General features: G+C 56.9%; 17 protein-coding genes. 9 read left to right on the forward strand and 8 right to left on the reverse strand.

Features of this window, described 5'->3' with window-relative positions; translation table 11 throughout:
* Positions 1-245: 245 nt before the first annotated feature.
* From V3W49_RS01520 to pgl, 3 genes are all read right to left on the reverse strand, one after another.
* Positions 246-644 (reverse strand): DUF4225 domain-containing protein, encoded by a 399-nt coding sequence (locus V3W49_RS01520; protein WP_500143218.1) that lies wholly within the window; start codon positions 642-644, stop codon positions 246-248.
* A 48-nt stretch (positions 645-692) separates the two neighbouring features.
* Positions 693-851, reverse strand: a complete 159-nt coding sequence (locus tag V3W49_RS01525) for a hypothetical protein (protein WP_500143220.1) — start codon at positions 849-851, stop codon at positions 693-695.
* A 197-nt stretch (positions 852-1,048) separates the two neighbouring features.
* Positions 1,049-2,044 (reverse strand): 6-phosphogluconolactonase, encoded by a 996-nt coding sequence (gene pgl, locus V3W49_RS01530; protein ID WP_500143222.1) that lies wholly within the window; start codon positions 2,042-2,044, stop codon positions 1,049-1,051.
* A 237-nt stretch (positions 2,045-2,281) separates the two neighbouring features.
* On the opposite strand from pgl, the gene V3W49_RS01535 reads away from it, so the two are divergent.
* Positions 2,282-3,100 carry a pyridoxal phosphatase gene (locus V3W49_RS01535; RefSeq protein WP_500143223.1) on the forward strand — a complete coding sequence of 273 codons (819 nt, stop codon included), beginning with the start codon at positions 2,282-2,284 and terminating at the stop codon, positions 3,098-3,100.
* Here the strand turns inward: V3W49_RS01535 and modC are convergent.
* From modC to V3W49_RS01555, 4 genes are all read right to left on the reverse strand, one after another.
* Positions 3,078-4,148, reverse strand: coding sequence for a molybdenum ABC transporter ATP-binding protein ModC (gene modC, locus V3W49_RS01540; RefSeq protein ID WP_500143224.1), 1,071 nt, complete (start codon positions 4,146-4,148; stop codon positions 3,078-3,080). The two genes, V3W49_RS01535 and modC, sit on opposite strands and share 23 nt — an antisense overlap.
* Positions 4,149-4,150: 2 nt before the next feature.
* On the reverse strand, positions 4,151-4,840 hold the full coding sequence (gene modB, locus V3W49_RS01545) for a molybdate ABC transporter permease subunit (protein ID WP_500143226.1): 690 nt from the start codon (positions 4,838-4,840) through the stop codon (positions 4,151-4,153).
* Positions 4,840-5,610 carry a molybdate ABC transporter substrate-binding protein gene (gene modA / locus V3W49_RS01550; protein ID WP_500143228.1) on the reverse strand — a complete coding sequence of 257 codons (771 nt, stop codon included), beginning with the start codon at positions 5,608-5,610 and terminating at the stop codon, positions 4,840-4,842. Before modA ends, modB begins: the two co-directional genes overlap by 1 nt.
* 149 nt (positions 5,611-5,759) lie before the next feature.
* Positions 5,760-5,915: an AcrZ family multidrug efflux pump-associated protein gene (locus V3W49_RS01555; protein WP_500143229.1), complete on the reverse strand. Its 156-nt coding sequence runs from the start codon at positions 5,913-5,915 to the stop codon at positions 5,760-5,762.
* A gap of 127 nt (positions 5,916-6,042) precedes the next feature.
* On the opposite strand from V3W49_RS01555, the gene modE reads away from it, so the two are divergent.
* Entirely contained in the window at positions 6,043-6,834 is a 792-nt protein-coding gene (gene modE / locus V3W49_RS01560; protein ID WP_500143231.1) for a molybdenum-dependent transcriptional regulator, read from the forward strand.
* 157 nt (positions 6,835-6,991) lie between these two features.
* Here the strand turns inward: modE and V3W49_RS01565 are convergent, their stop codons facing one another.
* Positions 6,992-7,888, reverse strand: a complete 897-nt coding sequence (locus V3W49_RS01565; protein WP_373964026.1) for a LysR family transcriptional regulator — start codon at positions 7,886-7,888, stop codon at positions 6,992-6,994.
* A gap of 111 nt (positions 7,889-7,999) precedes the next feature.
* Here V3W49_RS01565 and V3W49_RS01570 point away from each other — a divergent pair, with 111 nt between their 5' ends.
* The 7 genes from V3W49_RS01570 (at position 8,000) to gpmA (ending at position 16,939) form a co-directional block, all read left to right on the forward strand.
* Positions 8,000-9,163, forward strand: coding sequence for an alpha/beta fold hydrolase (locus tag V3W49_RS01570; protein WP_324019896.1), 1,164 nt, complete (start codon positions 8,000-8,002; stop codon positions 9,161-9,163).
* A 661-nt stretch (positions 9,164-9,824) separates the two neighbouring features.
* Entirely contained in the window at positions 9,825-11,294 is a 1,470-nt protein-coding gene (gene modF / locus V3W49_RS01575) for a molybdate ABC transporter ATP-binding protein ModF (RefSeq protein WP_500143232.1), read from the forward strand.
* Between the two features lie 213 nt (positions 11,295-11,507).
* On the forward strand, positions 11,508-12,524 hold the full coding sequence (gene galE, locus V3W49_RS01580) for a UDP-glucose 4-epimerase GalE (RefSeq protein WP_500143234.1): 1,017 nt from the start codon (positions 11,508-11,510) through the stop codon (positions 12,522-12,524).
* Positions 12,525-12,745: 221 nt separating this feature from the next.
* Positions 12,746-13,795: a galactose-1-phosphate uridylyltransferase gene (gene galT / locus V3W49_RS01585; RefSeq protein ID WP_500143236.1), complete on the forward strand. Its 1,050-nt coding sequence runs from the start codon at positions 12,746-12,748 to the stop codon at positions 13,793-13,795.
* Positions 13,795-14,943 (forward strand): galactokinase, encoded by a 1,149-nt coding sequence (gene galK / locus V3W49_RS01590; RefSeq protein ID WP_500143237.1) that lies wholly within the window; start codon positions 13,795-13,797, stop codon positions 14,941-14,943. Before galT ends, galK begins: the two co-directional genes overlap by 1 nt.
* Positions 14,937-15,977, forward strand: a complete 1,041-nt coding sequence (gene galM, locus V3W49_RS01595) for a galactose-1-epimerase (RefSeq protein WP_500143239.1) — start codon at positions 14,937-14,939, stop codon at positions 15,975-15,977. The genes galK and galM overlap by 7 nt, the downstream gene beginning before the upstream one ends.
* Positions 15,978-16,186: 209 nt before the next feature.
* Positions 16,187-16,939: a 2,3-diphosphoglycerate-dependent phosphoglycerate mutase gene (gene gpmA / locus V3W49_RS01600; protein WP_500143241.1), complete on the forward strand. Its 753-nt coding sequence runs from the start codon at positions 16,187-16,189 to the stop codon at positions 16,937-16,939.
* Positions 16,940-17,557: the final 618 nt, after the last annotated feature.

Raw genomic sequence — 17,557 nt, forward strand, 5'->3', positions numbered from 1 at the left:
TAAAATTGACATGCAAGAAACTGCGTGCAAAAGCCTCACCATAGACGAATAGCGCTAGCTGTATGCCGGCAATAAAAACAACAAACAGCGTGTAAAAAATCAGCATCAATCTGCTTTTCTTTTTTTCTATTATCGCCATAGCTAATTTTCGACCACCAGGCAGAAAGATAAATACAACTATAAAAAAAAGTGATACCATAACTCAGGCCATATCGGCTGCGATATAACAATATCTTTATACTCCATTACTGATTATCTCCAGCTAAAGAATACATTTTCCATCCGGTTAATAAGGTACTGGCCCCATCAACGATAATAGAAACTTTAGGCGCATCCTGCCAGCCACGAATATAATCAGACTTAATGTTTCTAAATAAACTCCACGACTTTTCCCTAGGCAGCAACACATTACGAAAAGAACCATAACCTGTTAACGCCATATCAACTGTGCCATAAACCAGGTCGGCCTCTCTATTACCGTATCCCAGTTGCGCTACCGCATAGCGATAGGCATCTCTTACAGTTCCAGATTTGCTCTTACGATACAGAAGATAATAACCACTCTCATATGTATTATTAGCTCCATGAAGCATCATTGGGACACCATATGCCGCACATGCGATACCAGGAGTTGCAACAGCCACCAACAGCCTGACCACCAGAAACAAAGCCAGCCTGAGCCAGAGAAAGATTTATAGCTCTTTGTTGCGATTCTTTTTTACAATAAAATAAGCATTGACTCTATCCAGAGTAAGCAACGAATCCTGCTCTTTTAAATGCTCTATTTTCATAATGATGAGCTCAACCCCACCTTTATAAGTCAGGCAGTTCATCTCAATATCGCGCTTCACTCTATCTATCATTCTTTGAATTTCAGAATAAAATCAGAAGACAAATAAAGAAGATGTCTTGATTTTACATCAAGTGCAAGCCTTGTCAGCTCGTTGCTCTTACGTTCAAACTCATCTTTATCTCTGTTATGTGAATACATTCTCCACCCTGCCGCTGAGAAGCATGGTACGATCCGATGCTCGTACCATGCCATCACTTAAAACGCGTTAATCGTGACCCACATCGGCCCCTGACCTACCGCATAGCGCCCCTTCTCTTTCAGCAGCCCCTGCTCGCCTTCGATTTCATACACGGCAATATGGTGCGACTTCTGACCCGCGGCAATCACATATTTGCCGCTGTGATCGATATTAAAGCCGCGCGGCTGGGTTTCGGTGGGCTGATAGCCTGCAACCGACAGCACGCTGCCGTCTTCCGATACTTTGAATACCGTGATGATACTGGCGGTACGATCGCAGGCGTACAGATGGCGGCCATCCGGCGTAATATGAATGTCCGCCGCCCAGCGGGTATCGGCGAAATCCGGCGGCATCATATCCAGGCTCTGTACGCACGCGATCTCGCCACGGGGATCGCGTAATTCCCACACATCCACAGTACCATTCAGTTCGTTTACGCAGTAAGCGTACTGACGGTTAGGGTGGAATGCCATATGGCGCGGCCCGGCGCCTTCCACTGTCATGACTTCGGCAGGCTCCTGGGGCGCCAGGTAGCCATCATCACTCAGGGTAAACAGGCAGATGCGATCCTGCTTCAGCGCCGGCGCCCACAGGGTGCGGTTATCCGGTGAAATATTGGCGGAATGGCAGCCGTCCAGACCTTCCACTTTATCGATAACCGGCTGAGGGCGGCCATCTTTCAGGGGCGTGACGCTGACACAGCCCGCATTGTATGAGGCGCAGAACAGGAATCGACCTTCATGGTCGGTGGAAAGATGGGTCGGACTACCCGGCAGCAGCGCTTCCCCGGCTTCATTCAGGGTTCCGTCATCCGGCGCAATTCGGTAAGCGACGACCCGAAACTCCGGACGTACTCCGACATAGAGCCAGCCTTTATCCGGGCTGACCACCATAGGCTGAACCTGCCCCGGCGCATCCACCACCTGCAGCAGTTTCAGACTGCCGCCCTCCTCCAGGCGCCAGACGTGGATCTGATGGCTTTCAGGGCTGGCGATATAGACAGTTTGTTTCATAACGGGCACCTTCTACAGGAATTACGCGATAGCAAATCAACAAATTAGCATATCCTGACGCGGGGTGCGCTGCCACAAACGTCGCTATCCTGAATAATTCGCGTTGCGGGTAGATATCTCCTGGCGCTTGAAGAATGGCAGATACAGGCCCGTTTTTCCGTCAGTGCGCCATCTAACACAGCGGCGCCAGGGTATGTCATACTGGCGGCTTCTGGTTACCGAGACTTCAGGACTCCTATGACTTATCGCGTTATTGCGCTCGATCTTGACGGCACCCTACTGACGCCGCAAAAAACCATTCTGCCCGCTTCGCTGGAAGCGCTGCAACAGGCCCGGGAAGCGGGTTATCAGGTGCTGATCGTCACCGGTCGTCACCACGTCGCCATTCACCCCTTTTACCGGGCGCTGGCGTTGACCACTCCGGCCATCTGCTGCAACGGCACTTATCTGTACGACTACCCGGCTAAGCGGGTGCTGGCTGCCGATCCACTCAGCGCCAGTCAGGCGCTGGCCACCCTGGATCTGCTGGAGTCCCGGCAGATCCACGGCCTGATGTACGTGGACGACGAGATGCTGTATGAAACCCCCACCGGCCACGTGGAGCGCACCCGCAACTGGGCGCTGTCGCTGCCGGAAGATCAGCGCCCCACCTTTCGCCAGGTAGATTCGCTGCGCGATGCCGCCCGTTCTGCACGGGCTATCTGGAAATTCGCCCTGACCGGCGAGAGCATTTCCCGGTTGCAGGAAACCACTGCGCTGCTGGAAGGCGAACTGAACCTTGCCTGCGAATGGTCATGGCACGATCAGGTCGACGTCGCTCAGTCAGGCAACAGCAAAGGCAGGCGTCTGGCGCAGTGGGTGGAATCACAGGGAATGACCATGAGCCAGGTGGTGGCCTTCGGGGATAACTATAACGATTTGAGTATGCTTGAGCCTGCCGGTATCGGCTTCGCCATGGGCAATGCCGATGACGCCATTAAGGCACGTGCCGATATCACTATCGGCACTAATGAAGAGAACAGCATCGCTGACGCTATCCGCCGCCACCTGCTGTAATCGAAACGCTCTTGATCTGAGCGTGGAGCCACAGCCCCGGCTGGATATCCAGCTCATCTCTGGCCCAGGGGCTGATGCGCGCCCACAGACGGTGGGTGCCAACGCTCAGCATCACCTCTACCTGGCCCTCTTCTTCGTAACACTCCTCCACCCGCGCCGCCAGCACGTTACGAATGCTGCTGGCTTCCGGATGACGCAGCGCCAGCGATACATCCTGAGCGTTAATACGAATGCGCAACGGGCTGCCCGGCGGCAGATCCAGGCGATTTACCCATAGCGGACGATCGCCCAGCGCCAGCGCGGTCATGGCGTAATGCGCATGATGTTCCAGCACCTTCACATTCAGCACGCTGCTCTGCTGCTCTCTGGGTAGCCAGGGGTGCATCACCGGGCTGCTCCACACCTCTTCCAGCGTACCGAAGGCCCTGACTTCACCGTTATCCAGCACCAGCACCTTATCGGCCAGATGCAGAATCTCTTCCAGCGAATGGCTGACATAGAGCATCGGAATATGGATCTCCCGGGCCAGGCGCTGCAAATACGGCAATAGCTCACGCTTACGCGGAAGATCCAGCGACGCCAGAGGTTCATCCAGCAGCAGCAGTTCCGGCGCCGTCAGCAGCGCACGCCCAATGGCGACCCGCTGTTTCTCGCCGCCCGACAGCGACCAGGGGAAGCGTTCAAGCAGCGGCCCGATGCCCAACAGCGCCACCAGTTTATCGAACTGTCCGGCCATACTCTTCGCCATGCCATAGCGCAGATTGCCCCGCACCCGGTAGTGGGGAAACAGCCGGGCGTCCTGAAAAACGTAGCCGATGCGCCGCTTTTCCGGCGCCAGGAAGGTATCGCTATCACTATCGCTCAGTACCCGTCCATTCAGCACGATGCGCCCCTGCTGGGGGCGCGTCAGACCGCTGATGGCATTAATAAGCGACGTTTTACCAGCGCCGGACACCCCGAAAACCGCGGTAATCCCTTCTCCGGGCAGGCTTTCCTTCACCTGTAACCGGTGGCTGCCCAGGGTTTGCACAAAATCGAGTTCCAGCACGGTTATCCTCCCATCCGCTGTCGGCTGCGACGCGCCAGCCATTCAGAAACCAGCAGCGAAACCAGCGCCAGCACGATGGAAATCACGCACAGGCGCGCGGCGGCGCCCTCCCCGCCCGGAGTCTGAATCAGGGTATACATGGCTGAGGGCAAAGTTCGGGTTTCCCCCGGAATATTGGAGACGAAGGTAATGGTGGCGCCGAACTCCCCCAGCGAGCGGGCGAAGGCCAGCACGGTGCCAACGATAATGCCCGGCAGGGTCAGCGGCAGCGTAATGGTGCAGAATACCCGCCAGCGCCCGGCGCCCAGGGTGCGCGCCGCCTGTTCAAGACGTATATCCACCCCTTCCAGCGCCAGTCGGATAGCCCGCACCATTAGCGGAAACGACATTACCGCCGCGGCCAGTACGGCGCCGCGCCAGCTAAAGGCGAAGCTGATGCCGAACCATTGCCAGAGAAAGCTGCCCACCGGGCCATGGCGCCCCATCACCACCAGCAGCAGATAGCCCACCACGACCGGCGGCAATACCAGCGGCAGATGAATAATGCCGTCGAGCAGCGCCTTGCCCGGAAAGCGGCAGCGCACCAGAACCCAGGCGAACAGAATCCCGAACGGGAGGCTGAATAGCACCGCCAGAGAAGAAACTCGCAGGCTTAACAGCAGCGCCTGCCATTCGGGATCGCTTAAAATCATCAACGCGTCGTAAATCCATAACGTTTAAAGATTGCCGATGCCTCGGGCCCCTTAAGGTATTCGCGAAAGCCCTCAACGCTGGCGTTTTTGTGTCCCTTCACGTCGGCCATGGGGTACTCGACCTTTTTATGGCTATCTTCCGGGAAAGTCGCCACCACTTTAACCCCTTTGCTGGCCACCGCATCGGAGCCGTAGACGATACCAAGCGGCGCTTCGCGGCGTTCCACCAGCGCCAGCGCGCCGCGCACGTCTTCGGCCGGGGCCAGCTTCGGCGCCAGAGTCTTCCAGGCGCCCAGTCTGGTCAGCGCCTCTTTGGCGTAAATACCCGCCGGTACGTGATCCGGATTACCAGTCGCCAGACGACCGCCATCCAGCAGCTTAATCCAGTCGGTCTTTTCATTCACCGAAAATGACGTCTGGGGGCTCGCCTTCGGCGCCACCACCACCAGGCTGTTGCCGAGCAGCGTACTACGGGTTGCGGTATCGATAGCGCCTTTGTCTGCCGCATAGCCCATCCATTTCTGATCGGCGGAGATGAAGAGATCCGCCGGCGCCCCGGCTTCAATCTGGCGCGCCAGGGTAGAAGAAGAGGCAAAAGAGGCGACAACATCCACCTGCTTCTCTTTTTTATACTGCGCGGCGATATCCTGCAGGGCGTTAGTCAGCGACGCCGCCGCAAAGACCGTGACTTTTTCAGCGGCCACGCTCTGCCCTGCCACGCTGAAAGTTAATGCCGCGCCCAGCGCCAGACGTCCCCATGAAATTGACATACTATTCTCCACTGTTTCGTTATGTAGGAGTCAATATAACGACAGCGCTATGCTTTTCATAGAGGAGTTATCGGCGCTTTTCATCTTTACTTGAGCAAGAATAAGTTTTGGATGGCAAAACGCCCGGCTGCGCCGGGCGTTGAGGGAAATCAGGCGTTGTTGCGCTTTGAAGAGCCGTCGCGGTGCCCTACGGCGGAAAGGATGTTAAACACTTCGCCAAGACCGTAGATCAGACCCAGAATGACAGCCATCACCACGGGCACCATGATAACAGCGAACGCCAGGCTTTTAATCAATTCAAACATGGTTGCCTCCAGCATATCGTGAAGGGCCATTCTAACGGCATTTAGCGAAAAGGTATTGCCTTTTGTGCGAATTGCCCCACCGCGCGCAATCGGCGACAATGGCCTTTTACCTATCGGGATCGAGGTTATGCAGGCTGAAATTCTGTTAACGCTGAAACTCCAGCAGCGGCTGTTCGCCGACCCGCGGCGCATTGCGTTGCTCAAGCAGATAGACAACACCGGTTCAATCAGCCAGGGGGCTAAACTCGCCGGTATCAGCTACAAAAGCGCCTGGGATGCCATTAACGAAATGAATCAGCTTAGCGACGAGCTGCTGGTTGAACGCGCCACCGGCGGGCGCGGAGGCGGCGGCGCGCTGCTGACCTCCCGCGGAAAGCGCCTGTTGCAGCTGTACGATCTACTGGCCCAGATTCAGCAGAAAGCGTTTGACGCATTGCGTGACGACGCCCTGCCGCTGGACAGCCTGCTGGCCGCCATTTCACGTTTTTCACTGCAAACCAGCGCCCGTAACCAGCTGTTCGGCACCGTGCTACACCGCGACCATCAACAGGTTCAGCAGCATGTCGCCATTCTGCTGGCCGATGGCAAAACCCGCATCAACGCCGCCGTGACTCACCGCAGCGGCGAACGGCTGGGGCTGGAAGCGGGCAAAGAGGTGCTGGTGTTGATTAAAGCGCCGTGGATCGACGTCACCCGCCACCCGCAGGAGGCAGCCTCTGCCGATAACTGCCTGACCGGCACCCTGGCCAGTATGGAACAGGGCCCCCAGCAGACCGAAGCGCTGATCGCCCTGCCCGACGGCCAGACGCTGTGCGCCACCCTGCCCAACGACCGGGTGGCCCAGGAGCAGCTTCAGGAAGGAGAAGAGGTCACCGCCTTTTTTAACGCCGATAAGGTGATTATCGCCACTCTCTGCTGAATCTCTGCACGCGTATCAGGGAAGCCCGGCGCGCGCACCGCTTTATACTGGTGCTGGCTTGCCGGGCTGCTAAAAGCGCTATTAATTGGGGGAAGGCTGGGTTCTGCTCTGTGCCAATAGCTGACATTACTGAACGTATATTTCATTTTTTCTCTCTTTACAGCTGTGTATCTCTTAAAGCTTCGGCAATGAAATCTACAAAGCTACGAACCTTGAAAGGAATGCGGATCGCACTGGGATACACTGCCTGAATGGTAAGTTCCGTTGTCTTGTACCCTGGCAGCAGCTCAATTAGTCTGCCCTGTTTTATATGCTCACAAAAAACAAAACTGGGACCATATGCTATGCCTGTTCCGGCCAGGGCGGATTCCAGAAGCAACTGAATATTATTGGACGTGATTCGGCATGCACTTTCGATACGGTGCAAACTGCCCGCAGGGTCGCAAATTGTCCAGTCTCCCGCTGAAACCGCCTGGCTGAACGCCAGACGCGGCGCGTGGGAAATATCTTCCGGCGTCTCTGGTGTGCCATGTTTTTTCAGATACTCTGGTGATGCACATAAAACCATCTTGCAGGGCGCCAGCCGCCGGGTAACCAGCGACGGATCGTCAAGTCTCCCAACCCTGATGGCAACATCAATTCGATTTTCAAGCAGGTCTGCGAATTTATCTTCAAGCACAACATCCAGACTGACCTCCGGAAATTGTTCCAGATAGCGTGACACGATCGCTCCAAGATGCATTGCACCGAAGGCGACCGGCGCAGCAATGCGAAGTAACCCTCGCGGTGTCGCCTGGACATCTCTCGCTTCTCTGTTCGCATCTTCCACAGCCTCAAGAATAACTTTGCAACGTTCATAATATCGCTGCCCCACATCCGTCAGGCTCAGACGGCGCGTTGAACGCTGAATAAGCCGGGCATTTAAATCGGATTCGATAGCACTGACATGTTTTCCTGCCATTGCCGCTGAAAGCTTAAAACGTCTTGCGGCCGCCGCAAAACTTCCCTCTTCCACTGCCGCCATGAAAATCTGCATGCTGATAAATCTGTCCATTAAATCCCGCCATTCGATAATTTGAGTATCGTCTATCGATATAATTTCACGGATTATCATTAATTGAGGCTGTAATTAACATTGTTTTCATTCCTCAGGAGGTGTGAAACGATGAAAATTAACGTGAACAATACGGGTATCAATGTACAGCTACAGGGCAGCGGTGAACTTGCGCTGGTTTTTTTACACTATTATGGCGGCTCATCCCGTACATGGGAGAGCGTGACAGGTCATTTACCAGACCGCTACCGCACGGTTGCCATCGATCATCGTGGCTGGGGCTTGTCAGATGCTCCCGAATCCGGATACAGGATTGAAGACCTTGCACGGGATGCCGAAGGCGTTATTTCGGCGCTTGAGCTTAAACGCTACATTCTGGTAGGCCATTCGATGGGGGGAAAGGTCGCCCAATTGATGGCATCGCGCCAGCCCGAAGGGCTTGAGGGTCTGGTTCTCATTGCACCCTCCCCACCTTCCCCCATGCTGCTTTCCTCAGAGGAGCGCGACAGACTATCCAGCGCCTATAACAGCCGCGAATCAGTCGGGTTTGTCATCGACAATGTCCTGACGGCGCGGCCGCTCAGACCCGCGCTTCGAGAGCAGGTCATCGAGGACAGTTTAAGAGCGTCAGCCGGAGCCAAAGCAGGCTGGCCCGGTGTAGCGATCAGCGAAGACATCACCCGGGAAGTCGCCTCCATTAATGTTCCGGTCAGAGTCATCTCAGGAGAACTGGACCGGGTCGATACCCCGCAAACTTTGCAAAGAGAGTTGCTACCCCGTATTCCTCACGCAGCGATGTATATTATTCCCGGTACGGGACACCTTTCACCGCTTGAATCACCCGGTGAGATCGCCAGTTGCATATCTGCCTTCGCTGCATCGATTGAAAAGAGTGCCGCGGTTTATCACTCACCTGGTGAAACCATCGCCGCCTTTGATGAAGCATTTAATGAGGGAAAAATTGATAACTTAATGTCTGTTTTCAGTAACCGCGCCACCATGAAAATGACTGATGGTGCTGTCATTGAAAGTAATCCTGAAGCACTACGGATGGCTTTAATCACGCTCACAGCATCACGGCCGGTTATCAGGAACCAGATACGTACTCTCATCTCTGCTGGTGATCTCGTTCTCGCTCTCATCGACTGGTCGCTGACGACGACTTCAGATGACGGCACTCAACGCGTTGAGCACGGTATCGCCACGCAGGTTATGGAGCAGGGTGCGGACAAGGGCTGGCGGATACGCATTTCAAACCCATCAGGGATTGTCTGAATGCTATTAAAGATGGATAGAACTTACTGATGAAGATATTCATATGCAGTAAAACATAACAAGTCAGGGCCGGTTGTAGATGCAGTCTTGTCATTGGCTCCAGCCACAGGCTCAGAACACCGCCCCTGACGGTTCGGCAGAGCCTATCAGCTCTGCCGTTTTGCTAAATAGGGCTGAAATCACGATCTGTCGGGACGCCTGTAAGATATATGAGCAGACGAGTAATGGTGGAGGATACCAGAGCCTCGTCAGAAGACCTGCGTTCAGCTTCTTAGTATTCTGATCCGGACGTCCGCTGATCGCTCATAAGGGACAAATCCACTCTGTTTTTAGCACATTGGACTGCCCCCCCGGTAGCGTCCGCCCCTCACCCATAACAGACCCGGTGTCTGAAAAGCCGATCCACGTTATACCAGCAGGAAAAATCCATCCCCTTTTTTAATAATCAGATAACGACTCCTGAAGCTCATGACTCATTGTCATGAAATAATCCATTCTGGCGTCATTTCCCAGATAACAAGTCGCCTGAGCTTAAGAGTGTCACAGGTTACCAATGATAGCGGCATACCCCGTCCTCTTAACGAAATCCAACGGCACCATTGACTTTAAGCGCCGCAACACGTATCCCTGTCGTTAATCACTGCAAAAAATGGGATGTAAGATGTCTGTGTTGCAAATTTTGCAAGGCACGTTTCACCTTAGCGATACCCGTACCCTGTCCATTGCCGATCTCCGCCTGCATGCTGGCGAAAGCTGGGCGTTCGTCGGCACCAACGGTAGCGGCAAATCTTCCCTCGCCCGGGCGCTCTCCGGCGAACTACCGCTGCTTTCCGGCCGCTATCAGTCGGATTTCACCCGCACCGTGCGTCTCTCTTTCGAACAGCTGCAAAAGCTGGTCAGCGATGAGTGGCAGCGCAATAACACCGATCTGCTGGGGCCGGACGAAGACGATACCGGCCGCACAACTCTGGAGATTATCCAGGACGAGGTTCACGACGAGGCCCGCGCCCGGGAGCTGGCCGGGCGCTTTGGAATCGAACATCTGCTGGGCCGGCGTTTTAAGTACCTTTCCACCGGCGAAACCCGCAAAACCCTGCTGTGCCGGGCGCTGATGGCTCAGCCGGATCTACTGGTGTTCGATGAGCCGTTCGACGGTCTGGATGTCGCTTCGCGTCAGCAACTGGCAGAGCTGCTGGCCGAGCTAAACAGCCATGGCTACACCCTGGTACTGATCCTCAATCGTTTCGACGATATTCCGCCGTTCGTGGAGCACGCCGGGGTACTGGCCGACTGTACCCTGAACGACGTCGGCCCCCGGGCCCAATTGCTGGAACAGGCGCTGATCGCCCAACTGGCCTGGAGCGAGAAGCTGGGCGCGACCCAACTGCCGGAGATGGACGATCCCGGCGATCGCCCCGTCCTCTCTGATGATACGCCGCGGATCGTCCTGCGCGATGGGGTGGTGTCATATAACGATCGCCCGATTATCAACCACCTGGACTGGACGGTGAACCCGCGTGAACACTGGCAAATCATCGGCCCGAACGGCGCCGGAAAATCCACGCTGCTTAGCCTGATTACCGGCGATCACCCCCAGGGTTACAGTAACGATCTGACGCTGTTCGGCCGCCGGCGCGGCAGCGGCGAAACCATCTGGGACATCAAACAGCATATCGGCTACGTCAGCAGCAGCCTGCATCTGGAATACCGGGTCAGCGCTTCGGTACTGACCGTGGTGCTTTCCGGCTGGTATGATTCCATTGGTCTTTACCAGGCGGCATCGGATCGCCAGCACAAACTGGCCCGGGCGTGGCTGGCCCTGCTGGGCATGGATAACGACACGGCCAATGCGCCGTTCCATAGCCTCTCCTGGGGCCAGCAACGGCTGGTGCTCATTGCAAGAGCCCTGGTCAAACACCCCACGCTGCTGATTCTGGACGAGCCGCTACAGGGGCTGGATCCCCTTAACCGCCAGCTGGTGCGCCGCTTTGTCGATATTCTGATTGGCGAAGGGGAAACCCAGCTGCTGTTCGTCTCGCATCACGCCGAAGACGCGCCGGCCTGTATCACCCACCGCCTGAGTTTTGTGCCCGACGGCGACGGCTATCGCTATCAGCTTCAGGCGCTGTAACCGCTACAGAGCGGCGCGCCCCGCTGCACCGCTCGCAACATTTAAGACTTGCCGCAATCCCCGCTTCCCACTATTGATTTATAATGCTTTTTTTTCTGGTCTTCGACGGGTTATCCGTGGTGTAAACGATTCCACTAATTTAGCCCATGTCACACTTTTACCCCTTCTGGTATGCTATGGTTAGTTCATAACCCAAGCCTAATGGAGCAAATAATGAGAGTTCTGGTAACAGGTGGTAGCGGTTACATTGGCAGCCATACCTGCGTACAGCTGCTGCTGCAGGGTCACGATGTGGTGATTCTGGATAACCTCTGCAACAGCAAACGCAGCGTACTGCCGGTCATCGAACGCCTGGGTGGAAAAAAGCCGCTGTTTATCGACGGCGACATCCGTGACGAAGCGTTGCTGACCACAGTCTTTCGCGATCATAGTATCGATTCCGTCATCCACTTCGCCGGTCTGAAGGCGGTGGGCGAATCGGTCCAGAAGCCGCTGGAGTACTACGACAACAATGTTACCGGCACTCTGAAACTGGTCAGCGCCATGCGAGCCGCTGGCGTCACCAACTTCATTTTCAGCTCCTCTGCCACCGTCTACGGCGATCAGCCAAAGATCCCCTACGTGGAAAGCTTCCCCACCGGCCATCCGGCCAGCCCGTACGGCCGTAGCAAGCTGATGGTCGAACAGATTCTGACCGACGTGCAGAAGGCCGTTCCTGAAATGAGCGTCGCCCTGCTGCGTTACTTCAACCCGGTCGGCGCCCATCCGTCAGGCGATATGGGCGAAGATCCGCAGGGGATCCCCAACAACCTGATGCCCTACATCGCTCAGGTGGCGGTAGGACGTCGCGAATCTCTGGCGATTTTCGGTAACGATTACCCCACCGAAGACGGTACCGGCGTACGCGATTACATCCACGTGATGGATCTGGCCGACGGCCACGTCGCGGCTATGGAGAAACTGGCAGGCAAAGCGGGGGTCCATATCTATAACCTCGGCGCCGGCGTCGGCAGCAGCGTACTGGATGTGGTCAACGCCTTCAGCAGCGCCTGCGGGAAACCGGTGAACTATCACTTCGCACCGCGCCGCGACGGCGATCTGCCCGCTTACTGGGCCGACGCCACCAAAGCCGATAAAGAACTCAACTGGCGCGTCACTCGCTCTCTGGACGAGATGGCGCAGGACACCTGGCGCTGGCAGTCACGCCACCCTCAGGGTTACCCGGACTAAGAGCCCATACCATTAGGGCTATTTTATTTGCCATTCTGGCCCCGGGCAGTGCCCGAAAAAAGGCGTTAGCCTTTAACGTGCCGAAAGGCACGGCCCCGAAGGGGTGAGCGTAGCGAATCATCCTCGCGTACTACATGTGCGCTTCAGTTCCTGCGCGCTGTCCGTGTCCAGACTGACTGCAACAATAACGCCTAACTGGAGTAGGCTCTAAGGACATCATCATGCCGCAATTTAACCCGGTCGATCATCCACATCGCCGCTACAACCCCCTGACGGGGCAGTGGATCCTGGTTTCGCCCCATCGCGCTAAGCGTCCCTGGCAGGGGGCGCAGGAAACCCCCGCCAGCCAGACGCTGCCGCAGCACGATCCCGACTGTTACCTGTGCCCGGGTAATACGCGGGTCACCGGCGACAAAAATCCAGACTACACCGGGACTTACGTTTTCACTAACGACTTTGCGGCACTGATGACCGATACGCCTGACGCTCCGGCGGACAGCGATCCTCTGATGCGCCTGCAGAGCGCCCGGGGCACCAGCCGGGTGATCTGCTTTTCACCGGATCACAGCAAAACCCTGCCCGAACTGCCGCTGGCGGCGCTGGAAGAGGTGGTAAAAACCTGGCAGGCGCAGACCGCCGAGCTGGGCCAGCGCTACCCCTGGGTGCAGGTCTTTGAAAATAAAGGCGCGGCCATGGGCTGCTCTAACCCGCACCCCCACGGTCAGGTATGGGCCAACAGCTTCCTGCCTAACGAGGCGGCCCGGGAAGATGACAACCAGCGCGCATACTACGCCGAACACGGCTCGCCGATGCTCCTCGACTATGCCCGGCGCGAACTGGCGGACGGCAAACGCACGGTGGTCGAAACCGAACACTGGCTGGCGGTGGTGCCCTGGTGGGCGGCCTGGCCATTCGAAACCCTGCTACTGCCAAAGACGCACGTCCGGCGCATAACCGACCTCACGCTGGCCCAACGCCAGAGTCTTGCTCTGGCGCTGAAAAAGTTAACCAGCCGCTACGATAACCTGTTCCAGTGCTCGTTCCCCTACTCTATGGGCTGGCACGGCGCCCCCTTTAACGGCGAGGAGAACGTCCACTGGCAGCTGCATGCCCATTTTTATCCGCCCCTGCTGCGCTCCGCCACGGTGCGTAAGTTTATGGTGGGCTACGAGATGCTGGCGGAAACCCAGCGTGATTTAACCGCCGAACAGGCCGCAGAAAAACTGCGCGCGGTCAGCGATGTGCATTTCCGTGAATCGGGAGAACAATAATGGATCTGAAAGAGAAAACCCGTACCCTGTTTGCCGAACAGTTTGGCTACCCGGCCACCCATATCATCCAGGCTCCGGGCCGCGTCAACCTGATTGGCGAACATACCGACTACAACGACGGCTTCGTACTGCCCTGCGCCATCGATTACCAGACGGTGATCGGTTGCGCACCGCGCGACGACCGTCTGGTGCGCGTGATTGCCGCTGATTATGATAACCAGCGCGATGAGTTTTCGCTGGACGTCCCTATTCTCGCCCACGACAGCCAGCAGTGGTCTAACTACGTGCGCGGCGTGGTGAAACATCTTCAAAAACGCGACGCCAGCTTCGGCGGCGCCGATCTGGTCATTAGCGGCAACGTCCCCCAGGGGGCGGGCCTGAGCTCTTCGGCGTCGCTGGAAGTGGCGGTCGGCAAGGTGTTCCAGCAGTTGTACCATCTGGCGCTGGATGGCGCCCAGCTGGCGCTGAACGGTCAGGAGGCGGAAAACCAGTTTGTCGGCTGTAACTGCGGCATTATGGATCAGCTGATCTCAGCACTGGGTAAGAAAGACCATGCACTGCTGATCGACTGCCGTTCCCTTGGCAGCAAAGCGGTGCCGATGCCCCAGGGCGTAGCGGTGGTAATTATCAACAGTAACTTTAAGCGCACGCTGGTGGGCAGCGAATACAACACCCGCCGCGAACAGTGCGAAACCGGCGCCCGTTTCTTCCAGCAGAAGGCGCTGCGCGATGTCTCGCTGGAGCAGTTTAATGCGGTGGCCAGCGAACTGGACCCGCTGGTCGCCAAACGGGTACGTCACGTCCTGACCGAAAACGCCCGCACCCTTGAGGCGGCCGAGGCGCTGGCGCGTGGCGATCTTAAGCGCATGGGCGAGCTGATGGCGCAGTCCCACGCCTCGATGCGCGACGACTTTGAAATCACCGTACCGCAAATCGACACCCTGGTGGAGATAGTCAAACAGACGATCGGCGAGCGCGGCGGCGTGCGTATGACCGGCGGCGGCTTCGGCGGCTGCGTGGTGGCCCTGGTGCCGGAGGCTCTGGTTCCCGAAGTTAAGAAGGCGGTGGCCGACAGCTATCACGCCCGTACCGGCATCAAAGAGACATTCTATGTCTGTAAAGCGTCAGAAGGAGCAGGATTATGCTAAAGGAAACCCCTCAACTGGCGCCGGACGGACAGCCCTGGCGCATCTCCACCCTGCGTAACAGCGCGGGTATGGTCGTCACCGTCACCGACTGGGGCGCGACGCTGCTCTCCTGCCGGGTGCCGATGCCGGACGGCAGCGTGCGTGAAACCCTGCTGGGCTGCGCCAGCCCGGAAGACTATCTGCAGCAGAGCGCCTTCCTGGGCGCCAGCATTGGTCGTTATGCTAACCGTATCGCTAACAGCCGTTTCGTGCTTAACGGCAGCGAAGTCAGTCTGACGCCCAGTCAGGGTGAACACCAGCTCCATGGCGGGCCTCAGGGCTTCGACAAGCAGCGCTGGATGATCGAGCGCCAGAACGAGCATGAAGTGCTCTACAGCCTGACGTCGCCGGACGGCGACCAGGGATTCCCCGGTAAACTGTGCGCCACGGTGCTCTATCAGCTCACCGGGGATAACCGACTGGAGATCACCTATCGCGCAGAGGTGGATAAACCCTGCCCGGTAAACCTGACCAACCACGCCTACTTCAACCTCGACGGCGAACAGAACGATATCCGCCACCATGAGCTGCAACTGCTGGCCGACCAGTACCTGCCGGTCAATGCGGCCGGTATTCCGGGCCAGGCACTGCACGCGGTAACCGGTACCGGATTCGACTTCCGCAGCCGCAAAGCCATTGGCCAGGACTTCCTGAATGATGAGGATCAGCAAAAGGTGGGCGGCTACGATCACGCCTTCCTGCTCAATGCCCGGGGCGATGCCACACAGCCCGCGGCGCACCTCTGGTCTTCCGACGGCAGGCTACAGATGACGGTCTACACCAGCGCGCCTGCGCTTCAGCTCTATACCGGCAACTTCCTGGCCGGCACCCCTGCCCGCGAGCAGGGAGAGTACGCCAACTACCAGGGCGTGGCGCTGGAAAGCGAGTTCCTGCCGGACAGCCCCAACCACCCGGAATGGCCGCAGCCGGAAGTGATACTGCGCCCGGGCCAGACTTATCACAGCCTGACCGTTTATCAATTCAGTCCCTGCTGATTTCTGTATGCCCTCCATCCGGGGGGCATTTCCGCCTGGTTTTACGCCAATTCAACTAAAAAACCAACGCCTCCGTCACATCTGCCTTACATTCACGGCCGGGTTTCGCTATGTTAAAGGCAGGCATTGCTGTTATTGCCCTGCTGGCAATATAATGAGAATTGTTATCAATTAATCTGAATCTACCAGGTTTACGAAGGAGTAAAACTATGGCTGTTACTAAGCTGGTTCTGGTTCGTCACGGTGAAAGTCAGTGGAACCAGGAAAACCGCTTTACCGGATGGTACGACGTGGATCTGTCCGAGAAAGGCAAAGGTGAAGCCAAAGCCGCTGGCGAGCTGCTGAAGAAGGAAGGCTACAGCTTCGACTTCGCTTATACCTCTGTGCTGAAACGTGCCATCCACACGCTGTGGAGCATCCTGGATCAGCTGGATCAGGACTGGCTGCCGGTGGAGAAGTCCTGGAAACTGAACGAGCGTCACTACGGCGCCCTGCAGGGTCTGAACAAAGCAGAAACCGCCGAGAAGTACGGCGACGAGCAGGTTAAACAGTGGCGCCGCGGCTTTGCGGTCACCCCGCCGGAACTGACCAAAGACGACGAGCGCTATCCGGGCCATGACCCGCGCTACGCGAAGCTGAGCGAGCAGGAGCTGCCGCTGACCGAAAGCCTGGCGCTGACCATCGACCGCGTGGTTCCCTACTGGGAACAGACCATTCTGCCGCGTCTTAAGAGCGGTGAGCGTATTATCATCGCCGCTCACGGTAACTCGCTGCGCGCGCTGGTGAAGTACCTGGATAACCTGAGCGAAGATGAGATTCTGGAGCTGAACATCCCGACCGGCGTGCCGCTGGTGTACGAGTTCGACGAAAACTTCAAGCCGCTCAAGCGCTACTACCTGGGCGATGCAGACGAGATCGCCGCGAAAGCCGCAGCCGTCGCCAACCAGGGTAAAGCGAAGTAATTTCCTTTATTCCCGGACACAAAAAAAGCGTGGCGCCAGCCACGCTTTTTTTTGGTTCATCGCGGATTAGCGTGGAGTGTTCAAAAACGGAAACAAAAAACCGGCAGAATATGTCGATGCGTTAGGCTGTTCCGTTCATTGCCGGGAAACGTCCTCGTCCTTCAGGGAGAGGGCTGGCGTGAGGGTGACAGGCAGCTTCGGCGCCCGGTTTCAGAACAAAAGCGGCAGAATATGTCGATGCGGTGGGCTGTTCCGTTCATTGCCGGGAAACTCCCTCTCCCGTTTCGGGAGAGGGCCGGGGTGAGGGTGACAGGCGGCTCCGGCGCCTGGTTTCAGAACAAAAGCGGCAGAATATAACGATGCGGTGGCAGTTCCGTTCATTGCCGGGAAACTCTCTCGCCTTTCAGGGAGAGGGCCGGGGTGAGGGTGACAGGCGGCTCCGGCGCCCGGTTTCAGAACAAAAATGGCAGAATATGACGATACGGTGGGCTGTTCCGTTCATTACAGGGAAACGCCCTCGCCCTTCAGGGAGAGGGCTGGCGTGAGGGTGACAGGCGGCTCCGGCGCCCGGTTTCAGAACAAAAATGGCAGAATATGACGATACGGTGGGCTGTTCCG

It is taken from the genome of Rosenbergiella sp. YN46 (assembly GCF_036620675.1).
In the GTDB taxonomy this organism is placed as follows: Bacteria; Pseudomonadota; Gammaproteobacteria; order Enterobacterales; family Enterobacteriaceae; genus Jejubacter.